This is a genomic window from Pseudofrankia asymbiotica (assembly GCF_001983105.1).
GTDB classification, from domain to species: Bacteria; Actinomycetota; Actinomycetes; order Frankiales; family Frankiaceae; genus Pseudofrankia; species Pseudofrankia asymbiotica.
The window spans coordinates 76,708-89,241 of record NZ_MOMC01000025.1 but is presented as its reverse complement, the minus strand read 5'-3'; the positions used below and the strand labels follow the sequence as shown (position 1 = coordinate 89,241).

At 74.8% G+C, this 12,534-nt stretch carries 13 protein-coding genes; 5 read left to right on the top strand and 8 right to left on the bottom strand.

Translation table 11 applies throughout. The annotated features are described in order from the left end of the window. Positions 1-253 precede the first annotated feature (253 nt). Both BL253_RS13785 and metF read left to right on the top strand, forming a co-directional pair. Complete coding sequence (locus tag BL253_RS13785) at positions 254-955, top strand: DUF4097 family beta strand repeat-containing protein (RefSeq protein ID WP_076816984.1); 702 nt, start codon at positions 254-256, stop codon at positions 953-955. Between the two features lie 436 nt (positions 956-1,391). Beyond that, entirely contained in the window at positions 1,392-2,267 is an 876-nt protein-coding gene (gene metF, locus BL253_RS13780; protein WP_076816982.1) for a methylenetetrahydrofolate reductase [NAD(P)H], read from the top strand. 128 nt (positions 2,268-2,395) lie between these two features. Here the strand turns inward: metF and BL253_RS13775 are convergent, their stop codons facing one another. Continuing rightward, on the bottom strand, positions 2,396-2,644 hold the full coding sequence (locus BL253_RS13775) for a hypothetical protein (protein WP_076816980.1): 249 nt from the start codon (positions 2,642-2,644) through the stop codon (positions 2,396-2,398). A gap of 26 nt (positions 2,645-2,670) precedes the next feature. Here BL253_RS13775 and BL253_RS13770 point away from each other — a divergent pair, with 26 nt between their 5' ends. Beyond that, positions 2,671-3,354 (top strand): CDP-alcohol phosphatidyltransferase family protein, encoded by a 684-nt coding sequence (locus BL253_RS13770; RefSeq protein WP_198946260.1) that lies wholly within the window; start codon positions 2,671-2,673, stop codon positions 3,352-3,354. On the opposite strand, the gene BL253_RS13765 is transcribed toward BL253_RS13770, so the two are convergent. Both BL253_RS13765 and BL253_RS13760 read right to left on the bottom strand, forming a co-directional pair. Continuing rightward, a complete protein-coding gene (locus BL253_RS13765; protein ID WP_076816976.1) occupies positions 3,351-3,770 on the bottom strand; it encodes a globin family protein in 420 nt (139 codons plus the stop codon). The two genes, BL253_RS13770 and BL253_RS13765, sit on opposite strands and share 4 nt — an antisense overlap. Before the next feature lie 230 nt (positions 3,771-4,000). Further along, entirely contained in the window at positions 4,001-4,915 is a 915-nt protein-coding gene (locus tag BL253_RS13760) for a helix-turn-helix transcriptional regulator (RefSeq protein ID WP_076816974.1), read from the bottom strand. Between the two features lie 166 nt (positions 4,916-5,081). Between BL253_RS13760 and BL253_RS13755 the strand changes: the two genes are divergently transcribed. Both BL253_RS13755 and BL253_RS13750 read left to right on the top strand, forming a co-directional pair. Further along, on the top strand, positions 5,082-6,044 hold the full coding sequence (locus BL253_RS13755) for an NmrA/HSCARG family protein (RefSeq protein ID WP_081438291.1): 963 nt from the start codon (positions 5,082-5,084) through the stop codon (positions 6,042-6,044). Beyond that, a complete protein-coding gene (locus BL253_RS13750) occupies positions 6,041-6,574 on the top strand; it encodes a cupin domain-containing protein (RefSeq protein WP_076816972.1) in 534 nt (177 codons plus the stop codon). The genes BL253_RS13755 and BL253_RS13750 overlap by 4 nt, the downstream gene beginning before the upstream one ends. Positions 6,575-6,587: 13 nt before the next feature. Here the strand turns inward: BL253_RS13750 and BL253_RS13745 are convergent, their stop codons facing one another. From BL253_RS13745 to BL253_RS13725, 5 genes are all read right to left on the bottom strand, one after another. Further along, on the bottom strand, positions 6,588-8,216 hold the full coding sequence (locus BL253_RS13745; RefSeq protein WP_241834769.1) for a phytoene desaturase family protein: 1,629 nt from the start codon (positions 8,214-8,216) through the stop codon (positions 6,588-6,590). Between the two features lie 114 nt (positions 8,217-8,330). After that, positions 8,331-9,485 carry a glycosyltransferase family 2 protein gene (locus BL253_RS13740; RefSeq protein WP_081438290.1) on the bottom strand — a complete coding sequence of 385 codons (1,155 nt, stop codon included), beginning with the start codon at positions 9,483-9,485 and terminating at the stop codon, positions 8,331-8,333. Next, the gene (locus BL253_RS13735) at positions 9,482-10,537 is read right to left on the bottom strand and encodes a carotenoid biosynthesis protein (RefSeq protein WP_241834768.1); all 1,056 of its coding nucleotides are present in this window, start codon (positions 10,535-10,537) and stop codon (positions 9,482-9,484) included. The genes BL253_RS13740 and BL253_RS13735 overlap by 4 nt, the downstream gene beginning before the upstream one ends. Before the next feature lie 82 nt (positions 10,538-10,619). Beyond that, positions 10,620-11,243 (bottom strand): GNAT family N-acetyltransferase, encoded by a 624-nt coding sequence (locus tag BL253_RS13730; protein WP_076816967.1) that lies wholly within the window; start codon positions 11,241-11,243, stop codon positions 10,620-10,622. 278 nt (positions 11,244-11,521) lie between these two features. Then, positions 11,522-12,289 (bottom strand): hypothetical protein, encoded by a 768-nt coding sequence (locus BL253_RS13725; RefSeq protein WP_081438289.1) that lies wholly within the window; start codon positions 12,287-12,289, stop codon positions 11,522-11,524. Positions 12,290-12,534: the final 245 nt, after the last annotated feature.

The following is a 12,534-nucleotide window of genomic DNA, read 5'->3' as shown; positions in this document are numbered from 1 at the left end:
AACGACCTCGCTTCGCTCGTGGGCTGGGCTTCCGTGAGGTGCGCCTCCATGGCAAGCACGGTCATCTGCCGCTGAGACGTCACCAGTGTCACCTCGCCTTGCTCATGGTGGGTTTCCGCGAGGTGTGCCTTTGTGCCCGRCTCGGTCGCTCGCAGCTGTAACGTCACTCTGTCGCTTCCCTGGTGGCCGGGGCTCCGTGGAGACGCGCCTTCACGCATCCGTCCCCCATCCATACCTGTATGGAGCTTCCGTCGTGTCCGGTCCCGTCGGCAACGTGCTCGTGGTGGTCCTCGGTGCCGTGCTGCTCGCGGTCGCGGTAGGCGGGCTGCGGCTGCTGCGCCGTCCGCCGCTGTCCGCCGTGCGCACCGTCGAGGGCGTGCGCGCCGTGGAGGTCCGCCTCGCCGCGGGCCGGGTGGAGATCGGAGAGGACGACCGCGCCGACACGCGGATCGACCTGACCGTACGTCGCCAGATAGGCCGGGAGGTGCCGCGGCTGACGGTGGTCGACGGGACGTTGCGCMTGGACGGCGAGGCGAGCGAGGCCAGGCTGCGGCTGCGGCTGCCGCGCGCGACGCCGGCACGTGTCGAGCTGCGCTCCGGCGAGGTCAGCATGTGGGGCTCGGCGGGGGACCTGGTGGTCGTCACCGAGACGGCGACCATCGCCGCGCGTGAGCTGTCCGGGGCGGAGGTGACCGCGCGCAGCGGGGCTGGGGACATCAGCCTGCACTTCACCGGCCAGCCGCGGCGGCTCGCGATCACCGGCGGATCCGGCGCGATCACCGTCGTGCTGCCGGATGGCCGTTACGCGGTCGAGGTCGAGTCCGCGGACCCCGCGAGCCCGGCGCGCGTCGACGTCGACACCGACCCCGACGCCCCGAACTCCGTTCTGGTCCGCAGCCACGGCGGCCCAGTCCGCGTCGGCACCCCGGCGGCCGGCGGCACCCGCCAGATCTGAGCGCGGCCGCCGCGGCGGGGTGCGGCGCGGTCTTGACGGGGTGACGTGCGGCGGCGGGTGACCGTGCTGGGCGCGGAGGCGTGCCTCGCGGAGGCCCGGCCCCGGAGCGAAGCGATCGGGGTTGGGCCGCAGCGAGGTCGCCGGAGCGCTCGTGAGCGCAGGAGGACACGGCGCGGAGGTCCCTTGGGAGCGAAGCGAGTAAGGGGCCGGAGCGCTGCGCCCGCACGGAGCGAACCAATGTCACAGCGCTGCGCCCGCACGGAGCGAACCAATGTCACAGCGCCGTGCCCGGACGGAGCGAACCAGAAACACAGCGGGGTAGTTGCGGTGGCGGCGGGCATTCCGGCTACGCTCATGGGTCATGACAGCGGTGGGGAGCGGTTCTGTGACCTTGTCTCCGAGGACACAGTCTCCCGCGGCGGAGCGGCCCAGGACGGTGCGGGACTTCCTCGCCGCCGGCGAGACCTCGTACTCGTTCGAGTTCTTCCCGCCGAAGACCGCGGACGGCGAGCGCGCGCTGTGGCAGGCGCTGCGCGAGATCGAGGCGCTGCACCCGTCATTCGTCTCCGTGACCTACGGCGCCGGCGGGTCCACCCGCGACGGCACGATCCGGGTCACCGAGCAGATCGCCACCGACACGACGCTGACCCCGATCGGGCACCTGACGGCGGTGAACCACTCGGTCGCGGAGCTGCGCCAGGTGATCGGCAACTATGCCGGCGCCGGGGTGTGCAACGTGATGGCACTGCGCGGCGACCCGCCGGGCAACCCGCAGGGCGAGTGGGTCGCCCACCCGGATGGGCTGCAGTACTCGAGCGAGCTCGTCGAGCTGGTGAAGTCACTCGGCGACTTCTGCGTGGGTGTCGCCGCGTTCCCGGACAAGCACCCGCGCTCGCCAGACCTGGAGAGCGACGCGGACTTCCTGGTCGGCAAGTTCAACGCCGGCGCCGACTACGCGATCACCCAGTTCTTCTTCGGTGCCGACAACTACTTCCGGCTCGTCGAGCGGGTCCGCGCGCGGGGCTGCGAGGCGCCGATCATCCCGGGCATCATGCCGGTGACCAACGTCGCGCAGATCGAGCGGATGGCGCTGCTGTCCGGCGCGGATCTCCCCGCCGACCTGGTCACGCGGCTGCGCGCCGCGGCCGACGACCCGGCGGCGGTGCGGGCGATCGGCATCGAGGTGGCCGTCGACCTGTCCGAGCGGCTGCTCGCGGGCGGCGCCCCCGGCCTGCACTTCATCACCTTGAACCGATCCAGCGCGACCCGAGAGGTCTGCCAGGCGGTAAGGCGGGGCGTGGCCGCCCCCTGAGCTGCCGGATCGGTTTCACCGATCCGGCAGGGATCCCGGGCGCCCGCTGAGGCGCCGTCGCCAGGGTGGTTGGCTGCCGCTTCTGGCTGAGCGGGTGAGCGTCGCGTGCCTGGCCGGGCCTGGGTGTCCTAGTCCTGGTCCTCATAGGCGTCGAAGACGCACAGGAGGTATTCGTCGCGCAGGGGCTGCTCGCGGACGAGGGCGAACCCAGCCTCGTTCGCGGCGTCCACGACGGCCGTCACCAGGTTCAGGTCGAGCGTGCCGAAGACCGGCGTGATCCTGACCGCGAGCACCACCTGATCGCGGCTCGCGTTGAAGAACTCGGCTGGGTCAAGGTCGTCGGGGCTTTCGACGACGCCCGAAATCTGCTCGCTCACGCGGGGAACTCTACGGGGAGGCGACGATGGGCCGCGTGCGTACCCCCGTGCCCGGACGGATCGACTACTTCGCCGCGTGGGCGGTGACGCACGGTGGCTACGACCCGGCTACAGGGGGAGCGCTCGTCCGCGGCTGGCTGACCGTCACCTACCTGTTGGCCCGGCCGCTGGCCACCGCCCGGACGCCACCGGCGGCCGTCACGGCCGCCGCGATGGCCGTGACGGCACTCGCCCTGCCCGCCGCGGCCGGCGGGGGTCGCTGGCCGCTCCTGGCGGCGTTTGTCGTGGCGGTGAGCGGCCTGTTGGACAATCTCGACGGCGCGGTGGCGATCCTGCGGGAAAGGGTGAGCGCCACCGGCTTCGTGCTGGACTCGGTGGCCGACCGGGTAGCCGACGCGCTCTACCTGGTCGCGCTGTGGCTGCTGGGGGCGCCGGGCTGGCTCGCCGTCGCGGCTGGCGCGGCCATGGGCCTGCTGGAGTACACCCGTGCCCGCGCCGGAAACGCCGGCTTCGGCGAGATCGGCGTCGTCACCGTGGGGGAACGGCCCAGCCGTGTGATCATCGCCACCGCGGGGCTGCTCGCCGCCGGCGTCCTGCCGTCCCTTCGCGGCCCCGTGTCGACCGCGGCGGCCGCCGCCTCCCTGGCCGTAGCCGTCATCGGCCTCGGCCAGCTCACCATCGTCCTGCGCCGCGTCCTGCGCGGCCGTTAGACGGCGGCCGCCTCGTGGGCTGCGCTCTTCATCGTGTCGGCGAGCAGCGTGTAGGCGTTCGTCCAGGCGTCCCGCACCGGTGGGGTGAAGGCATCCCCGAGGCCTTCGGCGAGGGTGGCCAACAGGGCGGCGGCGACCGTGTCGTAGTGCGCGTCGGTGACGCCGTAGCCGGCGTGCCGCACGCCGAGGGACTGCACCGCCGGCACGATCGAGTCGAGCCGGGACAGGCCGTTCACGGCCACGGCCAGCATGTTCATGAGCTTGCCGCGCTGCTCGGTCAGGTCGGCCGGGAACATCGCGCGCAGGGCCGGGTCGAGCTCGAACAGCCGGGTGTAGAACAGGGTCGCGACCGCGTCGGAGGCCGGCGCGACGGCGCCGAACGTCTCCTGGACCAGCCGGATCTCCTCAGGGCTCATGATCTCCTGCTCCGGGGTGGGTGTGTGTCGGGCCGTGCACCGTCGCGTGGCCCCTGCCGACGCCCAGTGCACTGCGGCGCGGTTACGGTACGCGCCGTCACGGGTCTCGAGCCAGTGAAAGTCCTCTCACGGTGGGCCACCCGCCGATGTGAGACCGGCCGGCGAGCGCCCGGCACGACAAGCCGACCACGCGGCGGCCACACGGTGACCACGCGGCGACCCTGGGATCGTCATGCCGACGTGCCGGCGGCTGGTGGTCCATCGGCCTTGGTCCATCGGGCCGGCCGGGCGAGGACGGCCTGGGCACGGCGGGTGTCCTCGGCTCCGGCCGGCACCTGCAGGACGAGGAGCAGGTCCGGGTACTCGACCGGCCGGAGCTGGTAAAGGTCAAGAGCGATCCGGCCAGCCACCGGATGGTCGATCACGACGGTCGCCGGCCTGAAGTCGCGTACGGGGTAGCTCGCCCACCACCGCCGGAACTCGGGGCTGGCGTCAGTGAGCGCCGAGACCAGCTCGGCGAAACGCGGGTCGTCGGGCCGCCGCCCGGCGGCGGCGCGGAACTGGCCGAGCACCGCGCGCGCGGCCGGTTCCCAGTTCACCATCCGCCGCCGGTTCTCGGTGTCGGTGAACATCATCCACAGCAGGTTGCGTCGCGGCGGTGGCATCGAGCCCGGGTCGTGCCGCAGCCGGACGTAGGCGTCGTTCCACGCGATGAAGTCGTAGTACCGGTCGTAGAGCGAGGCGGCGTTCGGGGCGGCCGCGTCGACGAGGCGCCGCAGCCGGGGGGTCGCCGTCTCGGTGGGCGTCGTCACGGGTGGCGTCGGCAGGTCGGCGAGAACTCGCAGGTGGCGGTGCTGGTCGGGGTCCAGCCGCAGCGCGCGGGCGAGCGCGTCGACGACCTGCGCCGACGCGGGGATCGGGCGGCCCTGCTCCAGCCAGGTGTACCAGGTGAGGGACACGCCGGAGAGCGCGACGACCTCTTCGCGGCGCAGCCCGGGGGTGCGGCGCCGGCCATGGCCGGCTGGCAGGCCGACATCGGCCGGGCGTAGCCGCGCGCGCTGGCTGCGCAGGAAGGCGGCGAGCTCGGCGCGTCGGGCCGTCGCGGATGGTGGTCCCTGGTCGGCGGCCGTCTCGTCGGTCGTCATCCAGGACCGCCCCGCGGCTGTCTGGCTCCTTTGCCGCCCGGCTCCGAGCCCATTCAGCCGACTTCCTCTCCGCCTGGCGCATTCGTCTGCCGAGTACGTTTCGTCGCCGATGCCTGGTGGCGATCGCACCAGGCTAAGAACGGCACAGACACCTACTGTTCCGGACATGACGGATGGATCACAGCCGATTCTGGTGATCGGCGCGACGGGTCAGCAAGGCGGTGCCGTGGCGCGCGCACTGCTGKAGCGAGGCCGCACCGTGCACGCCCTGGTCCGCGACCCGGACCGGCCCGCGGCCCGCGAGCTGCGGGACGCCGGCGCGGTACTGGTCACCGGTGACCTCGACGACCGTGCGTCGCTGCGTACGGCGATGACCGACACGCCGGCGGTCTTCCTCGCGCTGACCATGATGACCGGCCCCCGGGTGACCGACGCGGGCGTGGCCGCCGAGCAGCGGCGTGGCCGGGCGGTCTGCGAGGTGGCCGCCGAAGTCGGCATCCAGCATCTTGTGTACAGCTCGATCGCGGGAGCGGACCCGGGCGCGGCCAACACGACCGGTGTTCCTCATGTCGACAGCAAGAGCCGGATCGAGGCCCACCTCGCGGGGCTCGGCCTCGCGACGACCATCCTGCGGCCGGTGTTCTTCATGGAGAACTTCGCCTCGTTCACCCGGCCGGAGGCCCGCGACGGCGCGCTGACCGTCAGCCTGGCGGTCCGACCGACCACCCACCTGTCCATGATCTCCATCAGGGACATCGGCGCGCTGGCCGCGATCGCCCTCGACGAGCCGGAACGGTTCGCCGGGCCGACGGTCATCGCCGGCGACGTCCTGACCGGACCGGACATCGCCGAGCGGTTCGCCGCCGCGTCCGGCCAGTCCGCGCGCTTCCGGCAGACCCCGCTGGCCGACCTGCGCGCCTTCGACGGGAACGTCGCCGCGATGTTCGCGTGGCTCGACGCCGGTGCCAGCCAGCGGCCGGACCTGCCCGCCCTGCGCGCGCTGCACCCCGGCCTGTTGACGCTGGCCGACTGGCTCGGCGCCACCGGCTGGGGAGCACCCGGCGGGGAAGCGCCCGGTGGGGAACCACGCGGCGGCCGGGGACCTCGGAGCGCGGGTGCGGCGGCATGACCGACGGGCTTGTCCTGCCGCCCGGCGCGGGCCGGCGCCTCCAGTCGGCGGGAATGACGCTGAAGATCGGCGCCGAGGTCTCGGCGCGCTGGTCGGTGTTCGAGGCCGACGTGCCGCCGGGCTTCGACGTCGGCGCGCACCGGCACGGCGTCGCCGAGGAGATCTTCTACATCCTCGACGGCGAGCTCGACCTGCTCGCGTTCGAGCCGCTCGCGCGGACCGCGGGGGACTGGCGGCGCTGGGAGGGCGCGGATGGCCAGAAGATCGCCCGCGGTGGGCCCGGGAGCCTGATGCACGTCCCGCCGGGCTGCCCGCACGCCTTCGCGAACCCCGGCCCGGTGCCGGCCCGGATGCTGTTCGTGGTCGCCCCGTCCGGGCACGAGCGGTACATGCGCGAGCTGGGCGAGTTGCTGACGGCCGATGGCCCGCCCGACCCGGCCGAGATCGTCGCCCTGCGCGCCCGTCACGACATCGAGCAGCTCACCCCCCTCGTCCCTGGCCTCCCCGTCCAGCCCGTCTCCGGCGGCTGACCTCTCGGATCTCCTAAGCGGGGCCGACCAGATCGGCGACGATGCGGGCGGACAGGGTGACCAGCGGCAGGCCGCCGCCGGGGTGACTGGAACCGCCGACGAGGAACAGCCCCGGCACCGAGGTCCGGTTCGCGGGGCGCAGGAAGGCCGCCCTGGCGCCGTTGGACGACGCGCCGTAGATCGAGCCGCCTGGCGTGCCCGTGCGCCGCTCCAGGTCGGCCGGCGTGATCGTCTCGTACCAGCGCAGCCGGTGGCGGACGTCGAGGCCGCGGGCCGCCATCAGGTCCAGGACGCGCTCGGCGTAGGAGGCGGCGAGACCGGGCCGGTCCCAGTCGACGCCGGTGCGGGCCGGGCCGGGCCGCGGCGCGTGCGGCGGGGCGTTGACCAGGACGAACCAGGCCTCGCAGCCGGGCGGCGCGAGCGTCGGGTCGGGCGGCGCGCAGACATACACGGTCGGGTCGGTCGGCAGCCGGCCGCGGAAGACGGCGTCGAACTCGGCGTCGTAGTCGGCGGGGAACAGCACCGTGTGGTGACCGGGGTGGCCCGGCTTCCCCGGCTTCCCCGGCCCTCCAGGCACGGTGGGCCTCCCGAGGCCGACAGGGCGGCCTCGCGCTTCGGGGGCGCCGGGGTCGTCAGGGCGGTCAGCGTCCCCAGCCTCGCCGGAGCCGCCGGGGCGGGTGTCCGGGCCGAGGGCGAGGAGCAGGGCGAAGCCGGACAGTGACGGCGTCGGCCGGGGCATGAGCCGCCGGCCCACGCCGTCGCCGCGCGTCCCGGCGAGCAGCCCGCCGTACACCGCGTCCGCGTCCGCGTTCGCCACCACGACATCCGCGGGCAGCCGGCCGCCGTCCGCGAGCATCACCCCGTCGGCCCGGCCGCCGGGCTCCCTGGTGATCGCGACGACCGGGGCGTCGACGCGGATCCTCGCCCGGCGCTCCCTGGCCCGCTGCGCGATCGCCTCGCCGAGCTGGAAGAGGCCGCCGGGCACATACCAGCCGCCGTAGCGGCGCTCGACGTGCGCGATCACGGCGAGCGCGGCGGGGGCGCGGCGAGGGTCTGAGCCGGTGTAGGTCGCGTAGCGCTCGGCGAACATCCGCAACCGCTCATCGGTGAGGTAACGGGCGGCCAGGCCCCGCAGCGTCCGCCCCGCGGCCACGGCGGTGATCCCGCCGGGATGGCGGCCGGCGAGGCGGGCCAGCCGGCCGGCGGACATCGGCTGGCCGAGGAACGTGTCCCTGGTGATCTCCCAGACCTTGGCCGCGTGCGCGTCGAACCGGGCCCACTGCTCGCCCGCCCCGTCGTACAGGGTGTCGTCGAGCTCGGCGTGGAACTCGTCGTCGCCGGCACGGGCGGCGAAGCCGGAACCGTCGGCGAACCGGTAGGTGGCGATCGGGTCGAGCCGGCGGAACTCCAGGCCGGCCGGTGGCGGGCCGCCGGTGGCGGTGAACAGCTCCTCGAAGACCTCGGGCATGGTCAGGAGCGACGGGCCGGTGTCGAAGGAGAACCCATCCCTGCTGTACCAGCCGAGCTTGCCGCCGATCTGGGAGGACTGCTCGCACACCGTGACGACATGTCCGGCGGCGGCCAGCCTGGCCGCCGCCGCGAGCCCGCCGACCCCGGCGCCCACCACCACGATCCTGGCCACCCGCCGACTCTACCGACCTCGATCATGGCGATCGCCGGTTTCGGGTGACCGCCGCCGCTCGCCGCTCATGGTGGCTCATGCGTCGGTAGCGCCGCTCCTGGCCGGCTGGGTTGGTCAGCGTAGAAGGCGGCCCTTCCAGCTGAGGGTGCCGCGGTGGTGGCGCCACCAGGACAGCGCGGTCAGCCAGCCGAGGGCGCAGATCGACAGCGGGTGCGCGGTGGCGTCCGGCCAGGCACGCCCGCCGGTGGCGCGGGCGGTGACCACCCGGCCGGCGACCCCGGCGAGGTAGCCGACGAGGCCGGCGCGCGACCCGCGCAGCGCCGCGGCGGCCGGCAGCACGAACAGCCAGCCAAGCAGCCCCACCTGGCCGGCGCTCGCGGCCACACGCCCGCCGCCGGCGGCCCACAGCGACTTGGCGTAGCCGTCGCGCAGCTCGGCGGCACCCGTGTACATCCGGGTGGCGGCGAGCCGCGTCCCGTCGGCGACGACACCACGGCCGCCGGCGCGCTTGACCGCCCGCAGCAGCGCGATGTCCTCCAGCACCTCGGCACGCACCGCCGAGTGCCCGCCGGCGCGCCGGTAGGCGGCCGCGTCGACGCAGAGCAGCTGACCGCCCGCCGCCGACAGGGACGGGCGGGGCGAGCGTTCGGCCGCCCGCAGCGGCAGCAGCGCCAGGAACGACCACTGCAGCAGCGGCTGGACCAGCCGCTCCGCCAGACCTACCGCCTCCTGGCGCGGGTAGGGGCTGACCAGGTCCAGCCCGGTGTCGCGCAGCAGGGCGACGGCGCGGGCGAGCGCGTCCGGAGCGAGTGTGACGTCCGCGTCGACGAACACAAGAACGGTCCCGGTCGCCGCCTCGGCCGCCCTGGCACAGGCGTGCGTCTTGCCGAGCCAGCCGCCTGGCGGGCCCTGCCCGCGCTGGAGCACCACCCGTGGATCGGTGGCGGCGACGGCGGTGACGAGATCCGCGGTGGCGTCCGTCGAGGCGTCGTCGTGAACGATCACCTCAAGGTCGCGCACGCCGGTGGCGGCGAGCACGGCGGCCAGGCACGGCCCGATCATGGCCGCCTCGTCGCGGGCGGGCAGCAGCACCGAGACGCGTTCGGCGACGGGCCGCGCCGGCGGCGGCCGTCGCCACAGCCGCGTGTTGACGGCGGTGTGCGCCGCGACCAGGACCGCCCCCGCGGCCCCGGCGCGCACCCCGGCGCGCACCCCGGCGCGCGCGGCGCCGCGGGCGGCCATCCGCACGGGCGTCTGGGCATCTGTCATCTGTGCCGCCCGGGCGACTCGGGTGGCCTGGACGGCGTGGATGGCCTGGACGGCCCGGTGCTGGCGGAGGCATCGGTCAGGTCGAATGGCGGGATGCGCGGTTCGTCCGGCCTCGCGGGCGTGGGCCGGTACGCCAGGCGGCGGACGGCTCGCGCGGCGGCGCGCGGCGCTCGGGGGAGCAGCGGCAGGGCCATGCCGACGCCGCCGGCGAGCGCGACCATGGGCTGGTCGAAGAAGACCAGGCAGGCGAGCACCCAGGATCCGTACGTCCAGCAGAGCAGCGCCAGCGGGACGCCGTCGCCCGCCGGCCAGCGGCTGGTCTCCCGCCCCGGCCGGCGGGTCGGGTCCGGGAGCCGGTCGACAAGGGCCACCAGGACCGTGCCGACGCACAGCCATCCAACGGCGTTGGTCAGGGGAATCCCGTTGAGGGCCGGCCCACCGCCGGGTGCCCATCGCCAGAAGTCCTCGGCGACCATCCGGGGGTCGAGGAACAGGTCCCACCCGGCGAGCAGCATCCCGCCGGCAACGGCGGTCGCCACCGCCCGCCGCCAGGTCCCGCGTGCCCGGTCATCCACCGGCCACGGGTCCGCCATCCACCCATGGCGACCGAGGATGCCGCTTACCGCCAGCACGTCGGGGCTGTGCTTTCGCGGTGCGTGCGCTGGAGGCTGGGTCAGCCGGCGGGCGAGCAGAAGGGCCGGGTAGGTCATCATCGCCCAGCCGAGGAGGATGAGCGGCGGGACGCCAGCGATCGCGGGGCCGAGCCTGCCGGTGTAGGTGTAGCGGCCGAACGGCCAGCCGGTGCGCACGCCGACCGCCTCGGCGGTGAAACCGAGGCCAATCGTGAGAGCCAGATACCCGGCGGTGAAGGCGCGGCCGCGTCGCAGGGCCGCGTGACTCACCGAGGCGACGAAGAACGCCAGGATCTGGGCGGCCGTCAGCCAGTGCCGCCCGCGCCCGCCCGCCGGCAGCAGCGGATAGGGAATCTGGGCGGCGACCACCAGCACGGCCGCGAGCCGCGGCACCCAGACCCACGCGGACAAAACCCGCACCCGCCGTGCCGGCGGGGGCCCTGATGGTGACAGGGGCGGCCCGCCCGCGGCACCGAAGCCGTGGGCCACGAGGGCGGCCCGCCTACAGGGCGCGGGCGGGACGGCCGAAGCGGGCCGTCACAGCGCCGCGCCGACGCCTCGAGGCCGGCGGTGGCAGCTCCCTGCCGAGCACCGCATAGGGGGTGTAGCTGCCGGGAAAGCGGAAGTTGGACAGCAGCGGGACGAACCCCTCGCTGGCGTAGAGCCGGCGGGCCCGGCTGTCCGGCAGCTCCAGCGCCGAGAGCGCCGCGGTGCGGTGCGAGTCGTCGCGCAGCAGCTCCCGCAGCAGTTCGCGGCCGATGCCCTGGCCCTGGTACTCCGGCAGGACGTGGAGCTCGACGATCTCCAGGCAGTCCTCCAGCCAGTACCCGGCGGCGGCCGGGGACAGCGCCGAGGCCACCACGTCGTGCCACCACTGCCCGACCCGGCCCGGCATCGCGTAGGTGATGCCGACCAGGACATCGTCGGCGGTCAGCGCGGCCACGGCGCGCAGGTCGCGCCGCTCGGTGTGCCGGCGGGCATGGGTCATCCGGTCACGCGCGGCGCGCGCCGGGTCGGCCTCGTGGACGTCCAGGAAGGCGGCCTTGTAGACGGCGATCACCTCGTCGAGGCGGGCCCGCATGCGGGCGGGCGTMCAGCGCACCAGCCTGATGTCGGCACTCGCCAAGGGTCGCCTCGCAGGGGTTGGGCGCCTGGCCGAAGGAAGCGCGACAAGCTCGTCCTTCGCGCCTCCGTGAGCCAGGTTTCGGCGTGGAGTCGGGAGGTCGACGATAACCCGCCGCCGCCTTCGCGCGCCCGGCGACGGGTGGGGTGGACCACGAAGAGGACAGAGGGCCATCAATCGATTACATCGTCGCAATAGCCGGACTATCCGTCAGTGGGGGTCGCGGCGGCGAAGGCCCGCCTCGCCGCCGGGGATTCGTGATCGGCGCGGCCCGGCGGGCGCTACTGGCCGCCGGGGCGCAGGGGGTCGTGGCCGTCGAGGGTGCCGTGGGCGGCGAGGACGGTGAAGCGGGCGAACAGCTCCTCGGTGTACCAGCCGATCTCGGGGGTGCGGCGGACGACGGCGGCGTGCGCGGGGCGCCCGTAGGCGAACGCGCGGACGGCGGCGAGGTCCGGCCAGACGCTGAACGTCCCCTGCAGGCCGATCGGGGCCTCCCCGATGCCGATCGCGAGTCGCGGCCCGGCGGGGTCGGCGGCCAGGGCGGCGAGGTCCGCGGCGACCGGACGAGCCGCGCGCCAGAAGGTGACCGCGCGCCGGGGCGTGAGCCGGGCGCGGGTGAGCACCGCCACCGGACCGGGCGGCACCTCCTCGGCCGCCCGGCGTCCGGGGGCGAGACGGCCGAAGGGCTCGCGGCCGGACCAGCGGCCCCTGGCGGCGACAGGCCGTAGCCGCAGGTGGAGATGCTCCTCGGCGGCGCGGGCCCAGGCGCGCGCGACGGCGGAGGTCGTGAACGCCTCGGCCGCCCGCTGGCTGTCCCAGACGGCCACCAGCCCCCAGCGGCGCGGCTCGGCGTCCAGCGGGCCGAACGCGCCGGGGACGCCGGTGCCGACCAGCCTGGCGAAGGTGAGCCCGGGGACGCGGCGCAGCCGCGCCCTGTCCAGCGCCATCCTGACCAGCGCCCCGCCGACCCGCCGGGTCGGCACCCGCCACAGGTCGACGGTGACCAGCGGCGGGACGGCACCGACGGCATCGGCGGGCGTCACCGTCACCGCGGGGCGCCCCGGCCGTGCCCGGGCACCCCGGCGGCCCCGCCGTCGGCGGGCGGCTCGGTCTCCGGCGCGGGAGGGGGAGCGGAGCCGGCGGGAAGGCCGTCCCCCCAGGGGGAACCCGCGGCTGAGAGCGGCCGTGGACCGGCCACCGCGGCGGCCCGACACGGCGTGACCAGCGACATTGACGCCTCCTCTCAGTCGGGCTACCTTCAGTTGTGTTCGAACCTTTGTTCGAACAAAGTGGG

Excerpts from the sequence above, each read along its gene's own strand:
- BL253_RS13770 (WP_198946260.1), top strand. The coding sequence starts at position 2,671 with ATGGGCCGCGTGCGTACCCCCGTGCCCGGACGGATCGACTACTTCGCC.
- BL253_RS13740 (WP_081438290.1), bottom strand. The coding sequence starts at position 9,485 with ATGACAGATGCCCAGACGCCCGTGCGGATGGCCGCCCGCGGCGCCGCG.
- BL253_RS13750 (WP_076816972.1), top strand. The coding sequence starts at position 6,041 with ATGACCGACGGGCTTGTCCTGCCGCCCGGCGCGGGCCGGCGCCTCCAG.
- BL253_RS13765 (WP_076816976.1), bottom strand. The coding sequence starts at position 3,770 with ATGAGCCCTGAGGAGATCCGGCTGGTCCAGGAGACGTTCGGCGCCGTC.
- BL253_RS13760 (WP_076816974.1), bottom strand. The coding sequence starts at position 4,915 with ATGACGACCGACGAGACGGCCGCCGACCAGGGACCACCATCCGCGACG.